General features: G+C 52.3%; 16 protein-coding genes and 1 riboswitch. Of the genes, 6 read left to right on the top strand and 10 right to left on the bottom strand.

Annotation, left to right across the window (positions count from 1 at the left end; translation table 11 throughout):
- Positions 1 to 88: 88 nt before the first annotated feature.
- Positions 89 to 1030: a helix-turn-helix transcriptional regulator gene (locus tag MHH82_RS27670; protein ID WP_015737395.1), complete on the top strand. Its 942-nt coding sequence runs from the start codon at positions 89 to 91 to the stop codon at positions 1028 to 1030.
- 44 nt (positions 1031 to 1074) lie between these two features.
- A complete protein-coding gene (locus tag MHH82_RS27675; protein ID WP_015737396.1) occupies positions 1075 to 1908 on the top strand; it encodes a nucleotidyltransferase domain-containing protein in 834 nt (277 codons plus the stop codon).
- A gap of 12 nt (positions 1909 to 1920) precedes the next feature.
- Here MHH82_RS27675 and MHH82_RS27680 read toward each other — a convergent pair whose 3' ends face one another.
- On the bottom strand, positions 1921 to 2694 hold the full coding sequence (locus tag MHH82_RS27680) for an SDR family NAD(P)-dependent oxidoreductase (protein ID WP_313958358.1): 774 nt from the start codon (positions 2692 to 2694) through the stop codon (positions 1921 to 1923).
- 94 nt (positions 2695 to 2788) lie between these two features.
- Positions 2789 to 3247: a chemotaxis protein CheX gene (locus MHH82_RS27685; RefSeq protein WP_009593072.1), complete on the bottom strand. Its 459-nt coding sequence runs from the start codon at positions 3245 to 3247 to the stop codon at positions 2789 to 2791.
- Positions 3248 to 3666: 419 nt separating this feature from the next.
- Between MHH82_RS27685 and MHH82_RS27690 the strand changes: the two genes are divergently transcribed.
- Complete coding sequence (locus tag MHH82_RS27690; protein ID WP_009593067.1) at positions 3667 to 4569, top strand: LysR family transcriptional regulator; 903 nt, start codon at positions 3667 to 3669, stop codon at positions 4567 to 4569.
- Positions 4570 to 4622: 53 nt separating this feature from the next.
- Positions 4623 to 5432 (top strand): histidinol-phosphatase, encoded by an 810-nt coding sequence (locus tag MHH82_RS27695; RefSeq protein WP_090908850.1) that lies wholly within the window; start codon positions 4623 to 4625, stop codon positions 5430 to 5432.
- A 243-nt stretch (positions 5433 to 5675) separates the two neighbouring features.
- Here the strand turns inward: MHH82_RS27695 and MHH82_RS27700 are convergent, their stop codons facing one another.
- On the bottom strand, positions 5676 to 6584 hold the full coding sequence (locus MHH82_RS27700) for a metallophosphoesterase (protein WP_036665082.1): 909 nt from the start codon (positions 6582 to 6584) through the stop codon (positions 5676 to 5678).
- Positions 6585 to 6681: 97 nt separating this feature from the next.
- On the opposite strand from MHH82_RS27700, the gene MHH82_RS27705 reads away from it, so the two are divergent.
- A complete protein-coding gene (locus MHH82_RS27705; protein WP_340968849.1) occupies positions 6682 to 8061 on the top strand; it encodes an aldehyde dehydrogenase in 1380 nt (459 codons plus the stop codon).
- A 74-nt stretch (positions 8062 to 8135) separates the two neighbouring features.
- Here MHH82_RS27705 and MHH82_RS27710 read toward each other — a convergent pair whose 3' ends face one another.
- The 5 genes from MHH82_RS27710 to MHH82_RS27730 form a co-directional block, all read right to left on the bottom strand.
- Positions 8136 to 8822, bottom strand: a complete 687-nt coding sequence (locus MHH82_RS27710) for a potassium channel family protein (RefSeq protein WP_015737401.1) — start codon at positions 8820 to 8822, stop codon at positions 8136 to 8138.
- 213 nt (positions 8823 to 9035) lie between these two features.
- On the bottom strand, positions 9036 to 9836 hold the full coding sequence (locus MHH82_RS27715; RefSeq protein WP_015737402.1) for an aminoglycoside N(3)-acetyltransferase: 801 nt from the start codon (positions 9834 to 9836) through the stop codon (positions 9036 to 9038).
- A gap of 132 nt (positions 9837 to 9968) precedes the next feature.
- Positions 9969 to 10733, bottom strand: coding sequence for a succinate dehydrogenase iron-sulfur subunit (gene sdhB, locus MHH82_RS27720; RefSeq protein ID WP_015737403.1), 765 nt, complete (start codon positions 10731 to 10733; stop codon positions 9969 to 9971).
- 19 nt (positions 10734 to 10752) lie between these two features.
- The gene (sdhA, locus tag MHH82_RS27725) at positions 10753 to 12495 is read right to left on the bottom strand and encodes a succinate dehydrogenase flavoprotein subunit (protein WP_340968851.1); all 1743 of its coding nucleotides are present in this window, start codon (positions 12493 to 12495) and stop codon (positions 10753 to 10755) included.
- A 17-nt stretch (positions 12496 to 12512) separates the two neighbouring features.
- Complete coding sequence (locus MHH82_RS27730) at positions 12513 to 13181, bottom strand: succinate dehydrogenase cytochrome b558 subunit (RefSeq protein ID WP_145040738.1); 669 nt, start codon at positions 13179 to 13181, stop codon at positions 12513 to 12515.
- 275 nt (positions 13182 to 13456) lie between these two features.
- Here MHH82_RS27730 and MHH82_RS27735 point away from each other — a divergent pair, with 275 nt between their 5' ends.
- The gene (locus MHH82_RS27735; protein WP_015737406.1) at positions 13457 to 14374 is read left to right on the top strand and encodes a LysR family transcriptional regulator; all 918 of its coding nucleotides are present in this window, start codon (positions 13457 to 13459) and stop codon (positions 14372 to 14374) included.
- 36 nt (positions 14375 to 14410) lie between these two features.
- On the opposite strand, the gene MHH82_RS27740 is transcribed toward MHH82_RS27735, so the two are convergent.
- Together MHH82_RS27740 and MHH82_RS27745 are read right to left on the bottom strand one after the other, a co-directional pair.
- Positions 14411 to 15085, bottom strand: coding sequence for a potassium channel family protein (locus MHH82_RS27740; protein WP_009592874.1), 675 nt, complete (start codon positions 15083 to 15085; stop codon positions 14411 to 14413).
- 16 nt (positions 15086 to 15101) lie between these two features.
- A complete protein-coding gene (locus MHH82_RS27745; protein WP_015737407.1) occupies positions 15102 to 16442 on the bottom strand; it encodes a TrkH family potassium uptake protein in 1341 nt (446 codons plus the stop codon).
- 63 nt (positions 16443 to 16505) lie between these two features.
- Positions 16506 to 16650, bottom strand: a riboswitch (cyclic di-AMP (ydaO/yuaA leader).
- Between the last annotated feature and the right edge of the window lie 76 nt (positions 16651 to 16726).

Raw genomic sequence — 16726 nt, forward strand, 5'->3', positions numbered from 1 at the left:
TGAGAACATCATATCCGTTAAATAAGACAAATGTTGTCTTATTTAGAGAATAAGATAAAATAAATAATCAAGAGACTGGGGGTTCGTAATGCAGAAATCGCAGCGCCTGATTCAATTAATGATGATGATCAATGCAAAAAAGTCGTTTACCGTAAGAGAGCTGGCCGACGAATTCGGACTCTCCGTTCGAACGATATCAAGAGATCTGGATGAGCTGAGCGGGCTCGGCGTCCCCATTTACTCTGTGCAAGGACGAGGCGGCGGCTACAGATTGCTGCAGGAACGGATGCTGCCACCGATCAGTTTCACGGAAAGCGAAGCGATTGCCGTCTTTTTTGCCTGCCAATCCCTGAGCTACTTCAGTACGCTGCCCTTCGGTGAGGGAGCCGCCACGGCGCTCCATAAGTTCTATCATTACTTGCCGGCAGATATTAAGGAGCAAATCGAACGTCTTAAGGATCGCGTCATGATTCACAGCCCGTTCCGGCCGATGTCGGCCGATATTTTACAAACGTTAATGCAAGCCGTCATGGTCCGGCAAGCGGTCACGATCTCCTATCGTTCTTCCGCCGGAAGCAGCCAGCGGCATATTCAGCCGATCGGGCTGTATGCAAGCTCGGGGTACTGGTATTGTCCCGCCTACTGTTTTACGCAAGAGGACATCAGGCAATTCAGGGTAGACCGGATGACGGCGGCCAGCCCCAATGAATCCTTATCGATCCGTGAAGATATCGCGAGCCAAACGCTGCAGGACATGCCCGGGATCGGGGATGTCGAGATGAAGTTTTTTGAGGTAGAATTAACTTCCAAAGGGGTCTGGCTGCTTGAGACGGATACACGGCTCGGTCCCCATATCCATCGGAACACGGACGGCAGCGGCGTCGTTCGGCTTGAAATACCGGCAACCGACGTCAACTTTTATGCGGACTATGTGTGGCGTCTCGGAGAGGAGGCAGTCATCACCTCGCCAGCCGAAGCGGTTCAATGGACCCGGGAGAAAATTGAATCCATGAGATTAAGGTATACATAAGGACAACTCAATCCCAGTTGGGAGAAATGAAGGAGAGAATATGCATGACTTCACAAGTGGATCACTTAATTGAGCGGATAACGGAAGAGCTTCGCGGGGTACCCGGCGTTACAGGAGTCGTTCTCGGGGGATCCAGGGCCAAAGGAACCGCCAGACCGGATTCCGATATCGATATCGGCATTTATTATGATGAAGCCCAAGGTTTCAAGGTGGAGGACATCGCCAAAATCGCGAAGAAATTAGATGATGAGCATCGGGACGGGATTATCACTTCATTGGGCGAATGGGGAGCCTGGGTTAACGGGGGCGGATGGTTAGTGATCGAGGGGTATCATGTGGATTTCTTATTCCGGGATGTGCACCGCGTGTCTAGCATCATCGACGACTGTTCGGCAGGAAAGGTGTCCGCGCATTACCAAACCGGACATCCGCATGCCTATCTGAATGTAATGTACATGGGGGAAATTGCGATCTGCCGCATATTATGGGACTCGGATAACCGCATACAGACTCTGAAAGCCAAAACGTCTCCCTATCCGAAGCCTCTGCAGGATGCGATGATCGGCTATTTCACTTTCGAGGCATCTTTCTCTTTGATGTTGGCGAATAAAACGGCTTCCAGCGATGACATCACGTATGTTACAGGTCACTGCTTCCGCTCCATTTCGTGCTTGAACCAAGTGCTCTTTGCCAAAAATGAAATGTACTGTATCAATGAGAAGCGTGCGGTGGCCATGATCGAGACCTTCTCCCGCAAACCGGCGAATTACAAGGAACGCCTGGACCAAGTGATCACGCTGCTCTCATCGGATACAGAAAAAACAAAACAAGCCACTGCGCTGCTTCAGGACCTTATAGCTGAAACGGAAGCTTTGTAGCGCGCATAGTCCTCATTTCTTATTCATCCATTTGTAAGACACACGGTCTGCAAACCGCGGAAACAGCTGATACAGCCTTATGCCAAAGGAGGCCAGTCTCGGAAGATTCAGTTCTTCCTTGCGTTTATGAACCAGCTTTACTACCTGATCCGCAACATAATCCGCCTTCATCATGAACCAGCTTACATTCTTGACATACCCGCCGGTCGGATCGGCCAAGGAAAAGAACGGCGTATCGATCGGCCCGGGGTTTACGGTCGATACGGTTATGCCCGTGTTCCGCAGCTCCTGGCGGAGTGAATTGCTGAACCCTAGCACGGCATGCTTGGTAGCCGAATAAGCCGTGGATTTGGCCGTTCCGATCTTCCCCGCCATGGATGCAATGTTGACGATTTGACCGTCCCCTTGCTTCAGCATGCCCGGCAGCACCGCTTGCGTACAGCGTACAATGCCCATATAGTTGACGTCCATCATATCCTGAAACTCTTCCTGTGGCATGTCCATAATACTTTCAAACTTGCCGTATCCGGCGTTGTTAATCAGCACATCGATTCTGCCGTGCCGATGAAATACGGCCTCCATGACAGACGATACCTGATCAGAGTTCTGAACATCCATGGTTGCCAGCTCGTGGGGACCGGATAAACGCGCACCTACCTCCTGCAGACGATCGGCCGAACGGGCGCACAGAACAACGTAAGCCCCCTGAGCGGAGAGCTTCTCCGCGATCAAGGCACCGATTCCGCTGGATGCTCCCGTAACAACTACAACTTTATGATTCAGCATGATTTCATTATCCCTTTCCTCACCGGCGCAGCCCTCCATTCTAAAATATCCATAGAGCAGCTTTACGCACGGAATTGGGTTCATTACTTCTATTTTATGAAATCATGACTTGAATATCCAGCTCTCCGATTCCTTCCATTCGAAGCGGAATACATAGCGCCTTCTTCTGAATAAGACTAGAGGTGCTATCCGACTTCATTACCTTGGGAGGTGTGATATCCACGCTGACGCCCTGGTTCGATAAAATGGTGCTGGCATTGCCGCTGATCATGTTGCCGAGCTCTGAAATCGCGCTTTGCCCCATCTCATCCATTTCGGTAATGACATAGCCGCCCATCATCACCGATACCATCTGCAGCGCTACCTGCTCCTGAATTCCAAATACGATGTCACCGTTCATTTGGCCTGTCATGCCGATTTGGATCCAGATATGATTCTCCATATATCCGATCTCTTTGACCCCAAGATTCCCCGTGGAGGGTGAAACCTGTATGACTTGTTCGATAACGTGTCGTGCGGACTCTAAAAAAGGATTGATGACTTCCGCTTTCATTCCTCATTACGCCCCTTTCACTGGGTTGTTGGTCAGGGTCCCAAAGTCCCACCTATATATTTAAACATTATAATGGATACCTTGTAATAAATCATCACAAAATAGCGACAGCACTCATTCCGACCACTGTCTTACAATGTCAGCTATCGCTTGAAACGCTTTAGTACGAAGATATTCCTTTCGCTTAAACGGGCCTTAGGTCTCACCTTTTTTCTATGTCTACTTTACTATTATCGGATGGTTTCCCCATCTTTTAATAATAATTAAAATGAAAATAAAAATGTTTTTCATCTTTTTCGGCCGAAAACCATCCGGTTTGCTCCCTTCGTTGCTCCACCGGGGAGAATAACCTATAATTTATAACATACAGGTTGCACGCGATAGATGAGCGGAAGAATATATCAAGAAGGAGGAAGGCTATGAACATCAGCCAATTGGAAACGCTTATTACCATCTCCAAAACGATGAGCTTTCGCAAAGCGGGAGAGCTTCTTAATCTGACACAACCGGCGGTATCCGCCCAGATCAAGAGCCTGGAAGAAGAATTTAAGACGGTGCTGGTGGACCGGAGCCAACCCGTGACGTTAACGGACCGGGGCCAGGTCTTCGTGGATCATGCCGAGCAGATCCTCGGCATCGTGGATGAGTTGAAGCAGCGGCTGTCCGACCTTGATCAAACCCCCCAGGGTCATATCCAGCTGGGCACAACCACTTCCATAGCGATTCAGATCCTGCCGCGGGTACTTTCCTACTTCCAGGATCAATTCCCTCACATAAAAACAACCATTCAATCCATGGCCTCTTCCCAAATCTACCACAGCGTGGAGAACGGGCTCATCGACATCGGAATCGGCTATCTGATCGAGCGCAATCCCAACTTAAGCACATCCGTTCTGTATTACGATACCTTTGAGCTGGTCGTATCACCCCAGCATCCGCTGGCCAAGCTTTCCACGGCCAACATGGATGTGCTGGCCGGAACCCCCCTTATTTTGCTAACGCGCGACACCGTCGGCCGCCGCTTCGCCGATGAAGTCATGAAGAAGCACGGCGTCGATCCTCAGGTAGTCATGGAACTGTCCAGCAGCGAAGAAATCAAGCGGATGGTCGAGATCAATCTGGGCGCAGCGATTATTTCGAAGCAGTCCGTCGCGACGGAGCTGCGCAACGGCACCCTGCAGATCGTTCCCCTAAGCGAGCTTGAAGTCAGCCACCCTGTCGGCGTAATCTATAAGAGCGGGCGTTATGTCAGCTCGGCCATGCGCCAATTCCTTAGCGATCTGAAGGGCATGCCCGAGACCCAATTCATCAGCAGTGAATAATGCCGACCGTCCCATAGAACCATAACCAATCAAGCGACATGAAGGAGGTCAATATGAAATTCGATCTGCATACCCATCACTTTCGCTGCGGCCACGCCGACGGCAATATCCGGGATTACATCGAGGCTGCGATCGCAGCAGATTTAAAGGTCATCGGGATCTCCGACCATACGCCATACTTCGGAAGCCCGGAAGAACAGCCCTTCCCGGCCATCTCCATGGCGAAAGCGGACTTTGCGGCCTACGTGCAAGAGGTTCTGGACTTAAAGCGGGAATATGAGGGGAAAATCAAGGTCCTGCTGGGCATCGAATCCGATTATTTCCCGAACCATGCCCAGGTTTACCAGCAGGCGTTATCGGCCTATCCTTTTGACTACATCATCGGCTCCATCCATCACGTCAGGGATGTCAGCATCTTCAACAAGAACCGCTGGAAGAAGCTGACGCCTCAGCAGCAGGTTGCGGATAAAGAGGAATACTTCAATCTGATCCGCCAATCCGCCCGAAGCGGAATGTTCCAGATCATTGCACATATGGATGCAATGAAGGGCAATTATCCGCTATTCTCCGAGATCAAAGCCGATGAAGCGATTGAGGAAACACTGAAAGTCATTGCGGAATCGGGCCTTGCCATCGAAATCAACACGTCCGGCAAAACCAAGCTGTGCGGCGGCTGGTATCCGTCGAACGCCATATTGGAAGTAGCGCACCATCACGGCGTCGAGGTCACCTTCGGCTCCGATGCCCACAAACCGTCCCGGGTCGGAGATGAATTTGACGAAGTGGCCAAGGTGCTTAAGGAAATCGGATACACGGAATGGGTCTATTTCGAACAAAAACAGAAGGTGCCCGTACCTCTTTAACGGGGTACTCCTTCTGTTTTTTTGCATTTACATGGGTATTGGCGGCAAAATGGGCAAAAAAAGTGGACCCGTTACCGGGTCCGAAACATAATATATATTCTCAAAAGGGGGTCATGTGATAAGTTTAACCCGCGGCTGTTAGAGTTTGATAACAGGTATATTTCAATTGTGTAACAAATTCCTAGTGATCCTTTCAACTTGAAATTTTCAGATTACATATCAGATTACATATCCCGCTTTCGCTTAAACCATGGACCGCAGCGTAAGCACGGTAAGCTCCGGCTTGCATAGGAAACGAAAAGGCAGATGCGTCGTGCCGATTCCCCTGTTTACATAGAGCTGCATGCCTTGGGAACCCACGGTGTACAGGCCCTGCACGTAACGTTTGGCTCCAGGCGGCGTGATCACCTCGCCCATCCAAGGCAGGCGGATCTGTCCTCCGTGGCTGTGTCCGGATAGCTGAAGATGAAAGGGATAGACTGCCGCAGTATCTGCATAATCCGGCTCGTGCATCAGCAGCAGCTTGAACATGCCTTCAGGCAGATCCCGAATGGCAGCTTCCGGATCCGGCGTTCCCCAGATGCCATCGTCCAAGCCCGCAACGGCGAAGACGGCACCCTCCCGCCTAAGCTTCACGGCGTCGTTGCGCAGCACCTGAAACCCGGCCTCCTCCTCCAGAGCAATCAGCTTCTTCACGTCCCCGTAATCATGGTTGCCTAATATAGAGAATAAGCCTAACGGGGCTTTCAGCTGAGCGAGCGGTTGAATGGCAGCCCTCATATCTTCCGCATTGCCGTCCACCATATCTCCCGTAAAACAGATCATATCCGGTTTTTCATGATGAATGGCTTGCACCACACGAGCCGCGTTGTCTGCCCCTGCATGAAAGCCCAGGTGCAAATCGCTAAACTGGACGATCTTCATGCCATCAAAAGCCTTGGGCAGCGAAGGAAACGTTAGCGTGTGTCTCGTAATATCCAATTGACGAGGCTCCCATAACGACGCATAAGCACCGCCCGCAAGGCCAGCTGCGGCCAAGACGGAAACGCCGATCTTCAGAAATCGGCGGCGCGACATCCTCTTCTGTTTAAGTTCTCGCTTCGCCTCGCCGCCGGCTGTACCCTGGGGCATCTCCGAGGATAGATTTCTCATAGGGGGACATCCTCCTATATAATAATGAAAGAATTCAAGTATTAACGCTCTTATGTTTATTCATATACATGAAATAACAAGAGAAAGGGGTTTATGTATGACTGTTAACGATTCGATCGCAGCCATAGTTTCGGCACAGCGGCATTTTTTTCATAAAGACATCACCAAGGAAGTGGATTTCCGTCTCCAGCAGCTGACCAAGCTGCGCCAAATCCTGATTGCCAGAGAGAACGATATCATGGAGGCGCTGCGCAGGGACCTGAACAAGAGTGAACAGGAAGCCTTCACGACCGAGATCGGAATCGTCTACAAAGAGCTCTCCTTTATCATAAAGAATTTGAAGCGCTGGGCCAAGCCGCAGCGCGTCAAAACCGCGCTCACGCATGTGGGCAGCAAGGGAATGGTCTATCCTGAGCCCTATGGGACGGTTCTGATTATCGCTCCCTGGAATTATCCTTGGCAGCTGGCCATCTCCCCGCTGATCGGAGCCTTGGCCGCCGGAAACACGGCCATTGTGAAGCCATCCGAACTGACGCCTAATGTATCCGCACTCATTACGGCCATCATGGAAGAGACGTTTGAGCCGGAATACGTGGTTTCTGTAGAGGGAGGACCCGAGGTTAGCACGAGCCTGCTGGAGCAGCCTTTGGATTATGTCTTTTTTACCGGCAGCACCCACGTCGGCAAAATCGTCATGGAAGCCGCCGCCAAGCAGCTGACACCGGTAACGCTGGAGCTGGGGGGCAAGAGCCCTTGCATCGTCCACGAGGATGCGCCCCTTGCCCTGGCGGCTTCGCGTATCGCATTCGGCAAGTTTACGAATGCAGGCCAGACGTGCGTCGCTCCCGATTATGTGCTCGTGCACAGCAAGGTGAAAGAGAAGTTCATCGCGCACCTGAAAGATGCCATCACTTCATTCTACGGCGAGAACCCGTTAACCAATCCCGATTATGGGCGCATCGTTTCGGAGAAGCATTTTGACCGGCTTTCCAACTTTCTGGACAACGGAACCCTCCGCCACGGCGGGGGCACGTCGCGGGATAAATTGCTCATCGAGCCCGCCGTGCTGGACGATATCACCTGGGATATGCCGATCATGGAGGAAGAAATCTTCGGCCCGCTGTGTCCGATCCTGACTTATGAGGATCTGCACGAGGCGGTCCAAGCGATTCAAGCCCGTCCCAAACCGCTCGCGCTTTACCTGTTTACCGAGAATGAAGATGTACAGGATTACGTGCTCTCCTCGGTTTCTTTTGGCGGGGGTTGCGTCAACGACACGCTGATGCACCTCGCAACCCCCTTCCTTCCGTTCGGAGGCGTCGGGGAGAGCGGGATCGGCTCGTATCACGGGGAATACAGCTTCCATACGTTCTCCCATAGAAAAAGCGTGCTTAAGCAAACCAACCGGTTTGATTTTAAATTCCGTTATCCTTCCAAGAACGGGCTGGGCATTTTAAAAAAGCTGATGAAGCCTTAGCTTTCATCCAGCCTTCGCTTTCCTGCCCCGTTAGCTATAACTAATAAAGGCGCACCGTTGTCGGCGCGCCTGTTTCACTTGGATGAATGTTTTCTGCGATGCGGCATATTGCCCTTTGTCTTCACTTCGCCGCCTTCCGTCTCCAGTCCGTCGTCGCCGGGCTTAAAGATCCGGCGCAGCGTCCCCAGCATGGACAGCGCATAAGCAACGGTAACGAAGCTGAAAGCAATCTCCAGCACCACGACAAGCCGGGACGTATTATCGACAGGGGCTACATCGCCATACCCGACCGTGACAAACGTCGCCATGCTGAAATACAGGAAGGTAATGAACTGGCTCAGCAAATCCTGACCGAGGTTCTCGCCTTCGAAGGAAACGCCTCCGAACAGCTTATAAATCGACATATACACCACCGTGAAAAATAGAATGCACATCCCCGCCGCCATGCTGATCCGAACCAGGGTCGTTTTCATATCGACATGCTGATGGACAGAGTCTGCAATCTTATCGAAGATATACAGCACATAGAAAATAACGGAACATAATGAAAACAGCAGGATCAAGGCCCGCATGCCACCTTCGCCGGGTACGACATGCATGAGATCAATCCAGCCGAGCAAATCCTCGACCGATATCAGGACATAAATGAGCAGCGGCGCCAACAGCAAAGGCCTGCTGGACCACTTCTTGTCCATGCTGTAAAACAGATAGATCAACGACAGCAAGCCCGCCAAATTGAGCAGCCACATCCACCAAGACATCTCTAGTCCCTCCTTGAGGCCCGCAACCTGCAGGCCGTGCCATTACGTCCTATTACCCTCGAAACGGCACCTCTGCACCTGGAGGTCATTGGCAGCTTGGCAGCTGGCAAGAGCTGACTTTAGTCCTGGTCGAAGTCTGGATATCTTGTGCTGCGTCGGCTCCAACACACGCCTGCGGTAATTCCGAAAGCTTGTGCGATGCGCCGCTAACATTTAACGGTTCTTCTCCATCCACGACACGGCATAATCCACCATGGCCCGCTGTTCAGCCAATATGCAGTCGGCCTTTCCTACGCGTCCATGGATATACGCATCGGGGCACTGCGCTTCGAACGAAGCCCCTAATGCCTCGAAGTCGTCCGAATGATAGTTGATATCCTGAAACGCCTCCCACACTGTCACTCCCTGCACCCTGCGGACTGGCGCGTGGGCGGTGACCGCCTCCTTGCCCTTCCAATTCGCGCGGTATTCGCTGAGGTGGAACGACGTATTGTTGCCATAACCACTGCCCAGAATAAGCACGTACGCGCCCGCCTCATACAAGCGTGCCAGCGGAGAAGCTTCGCCTAAGCTATGGTCCAGCGGATGGGATTGCATTAGGGCCCTGGCCTCCCTGCCGCGTGCCGCAAACGACACATGCGGATGAGCGCTTCGGATAACCCCTTCTTGTTTACGGAACACTTCCGGAATGATCCCCATCCCCGAAGTGACCGTCAGATCCGGATCATAGGGCGGCATGCCCTCGCGAATCAGATTCCACCATTTTGGATCGGCCGGCGGATTTCCCCATGTCTTTGGATCGGTTAAGTTCGCGGATTGGGTCGGCATCACCAGCGTCCCTTCTTCCCCCAGCACGTCTTCGAGTGCCAGTATGACGGCCTCCGGACCGCCGACGATCCACCCGCCCACACTCTTGAGCGAAGAATGGACGAGCAAGGTCATGCCCTTCCGGACGCCCAAAGCGGCCAAATCATCGCTAATATCCTTTATCGTAATCGGTCTTTCTATGATCAAGTGACTCACCTCAGATTCAATTCGAAGATTTCCTATCCTATAATAAAAACACATAAATTATAGCACACAACAAAAAGCGCCTGTACCGAAGCCCATGCCCCGGTCAGACGCCTTGGTATTGAAGTTAACCGATTAAACGCCAAGCCAGCGCTTAAACAGGTGTTTGGTCGTATCCTTGTTCATTTCCGCAATGGACGTTGTCAGCGGAATGCCCTTCGGACAAGAACGCACGCAGTTCTGCGAGTTGCCGCAGCCCTCGATGCCTCCGTCCTGCATCAGCGCTTCCAAACGCTCCTCCTTGTTCATCTCGCCTGTCGGGTGAGCATTGAACAAGCGAACCTGGGAGATCGCGGCCGGTCCGATAAAGTCCGTTTTTTCGTTGACGTTCGGGCAAGCCTCCAGGCATACGCCGCAGGTCATGCATTTGGACAGCTCGTAAGCCCACTGACGCTTCTTCTCCGCCATTTTGGGGCCGGGACCAAGGTCATAGGTGCCGTCGATCGGAATCCACGCTTTCACGCGCTTGAGGGCCGTGAACATGCGGCTGCGGTCGATCACCAAGTCTCTCACGACCGGGAACGTCTTCATCGGCTGAATCCGAATCGGCTGCTCCAGCTTATCGATCAAGGCCGCGCATGCTTGGCGCGGCTTCCCGTTGATGACCATGGAGCAAGCTCCGCACACTTCTTCCAGGCAGTTGGAGTCCCAGCATACGGGGGCGGTGGTTTGGCCCTGCGCATTTTTGGGATTGCGCTGAATTTCCATCAGCGCACTAATGACGTTCATGCCGGGACGGTACGGAATTTCGAATTCCTCGGTATAGGAATTCGTCTCCGGATTGTCCTGACGTGTAATGATAAATTTAACGCTCTTTGAGGCAGCTGCCGTTTGAGACATCGTAAATCCCCCTTCCTTCTTACTTGTCTTTCGAATAGTCGCGAATCCGCGGCGGGATTAAGGAAACATCCACTTCTTCATATGAAATCTGTGGTCCATCCGGCGTCCAGGTTGCTTTGGTTGTCTTGAGGAAGTCTTCATCGTTACGATCCGGGAATTCCGGCTTGTAGTGAGCGCCCCGGCTTTCGTTCCGGAGAAGCGCACCCAGCGTCATGGCCTCGGACAGCTCCAGCATGTTCCACAGCTGACGCGTGAACGCCACGCCCTGGTTGTTCCAGCGGGAGGTATCCGTCATATTGATATTGCGGTAACGCTGCTTCAATTCCTTGATTTTGCCGATGGTTGCTTCAAGCTTGTCATTGTAACGAACAACCGTCATGTTGTTGGTCATCCATTCACCGAGCTCTTTATGGATCACGTAAGCATTCTCGGTTCCTTCCATCTTGAGCAGGCCTTCGTACTTGGTGGTTTGCTCTTTCGCTGCGCGGTCAAATACCGTGGAGTTTACATCCTCTGCGGATTTCTTCAGTCCTTTGACGTATTCGATCGCTTTCGGTCCGGCCACCATGCCGCCGTAAATGGCGGATACCAGGGAGTTGGCTCCCAGACGGTTCGCGCCGTGATATTGATACTCGCATTCGCCGGCTGCGAACAGCCCAGGAATGTTGGTCATTTGGTTGTAATCGACCCACATGCCGCCCATGGAGTAATGGACTGCCGGGAAGATTTTCATCGGGATTTTGCGCGGATCGTCGCCCATGAATTTCTCATAGATTTCGATGATGCCGCCGAGCTTGACGTCCAGCTCTTTCGGATCCTTATGGGAGAGGTCCAGGTAAACCATGTTCTCGCCGTTGATGCCGAGTCCCATATCAACGCAGACGGAGAAGATTTCGCGCGTAGCGATATCGCGCGGCACCAGGTTTCCGTAAGCAGGGTATTTCTCTTCGAGGAAATACCAAGGCTTGCCGTCTTTATAGGTCCAAATCCGTCCGCCTTCGCCGCGTGCCGACTCGGACATCAAGCGGAGCTTGTCGTCGCCCGGAATGGCCGTCGGGTGAATCTGGATGAACTCGCCGTTCGCATAATGAACGCCTTGCTGATACACGGCACTGGCCGCTGTTCCCGTATTGATAACCGAGTTGGTTGTTTTTCCGAAAATAATGCCAGGACCGCCGCTGGCGAGAATGACGGCTTCAGCCTTGAACGACTTGATCTCCATGGAGCGCAGATCCTGGGCGGCAATACCGCGGCATACGCCTTCATCGTCGATGACCGCATTCAGGAACTCCCAGTTCTCGTATTTGGTCACAAGACCCGCGGTTTCCCAGCGGCGAACCTGCTCGTCAAGCGCGTACAGCAGCTGCTGGCCGGTGGTCGCCCCGGCAAACGCGGTACGGTGGCGCTTCGTTCCGCCGAAGCGGCGGAAATCGAGCAGGCCTTCCGGCGTGCGGTTAAACATAACGCCCATGCGGTCCATCAAGTGAATGATGCCCGGCGCCGCTTCGCACATCGCTTTGACCGGAGGCTGATTCGCAAGGAAGTCGCCGCCGTAAACGGTATCGTCAAAGTGCTCCCAAGGAGAGTCACCTTCACCTTTCGTATTTACGGCTCCATTGATGCCGCCTTGCGCGCACACGGAGTGAGAGCGTTTAACGGGTACAAGCGAAAATAGATGAACGTGAGCGCCTGCTTCCGCCGCTTTGATGGTTGCCATCAGCCCGGCGAGGCCGCCGCCCACTACGATAATATTAGATGCCATTTTTCGTTCACTCCCCTTTAACTTAAGACTGTCTTAACTAGATCGATCGCTGCCGTCGCCGCCTGGAATTCGGAACCGCGGAATGCTGTCATGGCAAGAACGAACAGCACGCTCATCAATACGAACAAGCCCATGCAGATGTAAGTGGATACCTTCTGCGCACGCGGACCGACGGTGATGCCCCAGCTGACGAGGAACGCCCACAGGCCGTTAGCGAAGTGGAAGGTAGCGGAAACAACGCCGATGACGTACAGAATAAACAGAACCGGGTTGTTCATGATGCCGTGCATCGTGGCGCCCAAATCGTCATGCGTGATTTTGCCGATCATGATTTGGAAGCGCGTATCGTACATATGCCAGATGACAAAAACGAACGTAATAACGCCGGTGATCCGTTGGATGGTGAAGCGGATGTTCCGTTCATAGTTGTAGTTGCCCACGTTGTTATTCGCCTGGTAAGCGATGTATAACCCGTAGACGCCGTGATATAGCAATGGCAGCCAGATCAGGAACAGCTCGAGGAAAAAAATCAGCGGCATGCTGTTCAAAAAATGCACCGCGCTCGCGAAGCCTTCCTTTCCACCCTCGAAAGCCTTAAAGTTGGAAATCATATGGCTGAGCAAAAATGCCCCAAGCGGTATGACACCGAGCAAAGAATGCAGCTTTCTGGAATAATACCCTTTCATCAGTTGACGTTCCCCTTTCCAATGTACAGCGTTTTCATTTTCAATCTTTCCTATTTTCAGAACAATTACACTTCCCCTGCCCTAAAAGAGGTTGTTCAAAAAGCCTTGCAACGACAAAAAGTTGCCTATTTCAGCAATCGTGTGAACAACTTGTGTCATGTTTCATGTTACTCCTTTTTTTCTTATAATGGAATTGCAATATAATTATTAATCGTTATAATCTATACGCATAAGCAACGTTTTGCACGCATGTCTATTTTAATAGGAGGATTTCCATGTTCGAAGAACTGGACGTGTTCGCCGTCGTCGTGGAGCAATCCAGCATCAATCAAGCCTCTAAGCTGCTCAACCTGTCACAGCCGGCCCTGTCCCGAAAAATAGCCAAACTGGAGGACCAGCTCGGACTGCAGCTGTTCAACCGCCGCGGCAAAAGGCTGGAGCTTACCTCCATCGGACAGATTGTGTATACCTTCGCCCTGGAGCAGCGCCAGCAGCAGATCAAATTCTTGCAGACCTTGGCCCATTACCGGGAAGGGGACCAAATCTCGATTAACCTGGGCGCCAGTCTGACCACGCTGCAGACCACCCTGCCCCCGCTGGTCAATGCCTTCATGGAACGTCATCCGTCAGCCGAAATCAAGCTCATCACCGGCAAGACCCACGAAATCGTGTCTTATGTAAGGGATAAACGGGTGGATGTCGGCATTGTTGCTTCGTCCATCAATCAGCCGGGCTTGAACTGCATCCCGCTGTTCGATGACCATCTGGAGCTTGTCATCCCGTCTTCACATCCGCTGGCGGAAATCGAGGATGTGGGCATCGAACAGCTTCAAGGCTTGCCGATGATCATATTTTCGACCGGAACCTGGTACCGCAAGCTGACGGACGATCTGTTTCACCGCTGGGGCATCATGCCCGATATCCGGATGGAGATCGACTCCTTCGAAGCGATCGTCAGGCTGATCCCGACCTGCAAGGCGGCCGCGCTGCTGCCCAAATCCTATCTGAGGCCGCAGCTGCTGTCCGATAACGGGCTCGTCGACATTCATATTCCGGCACTCATCGAAACCCGGCGAACGACTTCGCTGATCTACGGTCAAGCCTCGGAGCTGAGCAAGGCGGCCAGCCGCTGGATCGAAGAAACGGAGATCCTGTTCCGCAAGCTGGAGGAAGATAAATCGAAAAAAAACTGACGATATTTCGCAATCGTCAGTTTTTTTCTACTATATTTATTTTTCGAGCATATTCACGACTTCGGACTCAAAGCGGTCCACGTTGTCATTGGAGCCGATGACGACCATAATATCGCCGGAGTTCACGACGTCCATGGCCGTCGGAGCAACGATAATGCCGGACTGTTTATTCAGCGCCACCACGCTGACGCCGTACCGGACCCTCGTATTAAGCTCGCTCAGCGTTTTTCCGTCCATGCAGTCCGTGACCGTCATCTCCACAATCAGATAATCCTTGGATAATTCGATATAATCAAGCAGGTTTGGCGTCACGAGCTGGTGCGCTACCCGGATCCCCATATCCCGCTCGGGAAAGATGACCCGGTCCACGCCAAGCTTCTCCAGCGCCCGGCCGTGCAGCACCGATATCGCCTTGGCAACGACCATCGCGACACCCAGCTCTTTCAACAGGATGGCGGAGAGGATGCTCATCTGAATGTCGTTCCCGATCGCAACGATTCCGCAGTCGAAGTTGCGGATGCCGAGCGATTTAAGCACTTCCTCATCCGTCGCGTCCGCCACCACCGTATGCGTCAGCAGCTCGCTCATATCCTCGACGACCTCTTCGTTCCGGTCGATGCCGAGCACCTCATATCCCTGTTCCATCAGCTCCAGCGCCAGACTGGCGCCAAATCGCCCCAAACCGATGATTGCAAATTGCTTTGGTTTCATGTCTCTCCTATACCCCTTATCCAATTATCATTTTGCCTTCCGGATGACGATATAATTCTTTACCCTTTTTCGGCCCCAGTGCATAAGCAAGCGTCAAAGGCCCCAATCGACCCGCAAACATCGTAAGGCTGATCAGGATCTTGCCGAACACGGTCAAATCGGGCGTTAAGCCCATGGAGAGACCTACCGTACCGAAGGCGGATGTCGTTTCGAATAGAATCTCCAGGAAGTCCCCTTCCTCTGTCGTCGACAGAATCATCGAGACGGTTAGAACGAGCAGCAGGGCCAGCAAGGCAATGGTCAGTGCCTTCAGCACCCGCTCCTGGGCCAGGCGATAACGGAACATGACGATGTCTTCCCGCCCGCGCATCATCGCAATGACCGCCCCTACCATAATGGTAAAGGTCGTGGTTTTGATGCCGCCGCCGGTTGACCCTGGAGATGCTCCGATAAACATCAGGATGACGATAAAAAATTGCGTTGCCTGTCTGAGCCCCGTAATATCTATAGTATTCGCGCCCGCCGTACGCGGCGTTACGGATTGGAATAACGCGCCGAAGAATTTTCCGCCCCAGTTCAGGGAACCCAGCGTTCTCGGATTGGTAAATTCAAATATGAGAATGACGATAAATCCGACCGCAAGCAAGGCAGCCGTCATCGTGAGCACCACCTTGGAGTGCAGGGAGAGCCTCCGCTGTTTTCGATAATCGATCAGATCGGACAGCACAATAAATCCAATGCCCCCGGAAACAATCAAGAACATCACAACGAAGTTGACTACCGGATCGTATACATACCCGGTCAAACTCCGAAAATCGCCAAACAAATCGAAGCCGGCGTTGTTAAACATCGTCACCGCATGAAAAACACCGTAATAGATCGCCCGGCCCAACGGCATATCAAACGCCCAACGAACCGATAAAAGGACTGCGCCGCAGGCCTCGATGACGAGCGAGTACAGCAATACTCTGCGTATCAGCCTTACGATACCTTCCATCGAGGACTGATTCATCGCTTCCTGTAAGATTAGACGGTCTTTGAGCGATATGCGTCTCTTCAGAACCAAGGCGAATAAAGTAGCCATCGTCATGAATCCGAGCCCGCCGATTTGAATCAGCAGCATGATCACGACTTCTCCGAAGGAACTGAATGTCGTTCCCGTATCCACTACGACCAGGCCCGTTACGCACGTTGCCGAGGTCGAAGTGAACAAGGCGTCAGTAAATCCAAGCGGTTCGCCCGTCGTCGTCGAGATTGGCAGCATTAACAGCCCGGTCCCGATGAAGATGATGGCCGCAAAACCAAGCACGAGAATTTGGGGCGGAGACAATGTAAGCCAGTTTAATTTAGCGTTCAATCGGACACCTTCTTTAAAAAAATCAACGAAAAAAGACACTGGAAAACGCAGTGCCTTTCGGTCTGGTTCCTGTGCAACAGCCTACGAGGTTAGCTGACGGATTCGGGCATTTCCACAGGTCGCCCTATTCATTATTCCGGGAATAATGAAATTCACCCCAATTACATGGTTCCCCCATTTTCATTACGAAATTCGGCTGGAATATTCGGTTCCTTCAAGCATGATGTGATTATAACTCAATCCGTTACGTAACCCAATGCCGTTTTTCGCCCGAAATATCTTTA

It is taken from the genome of Bacillus sp. FSL K6-6540 (assembly GCF_038007545.1).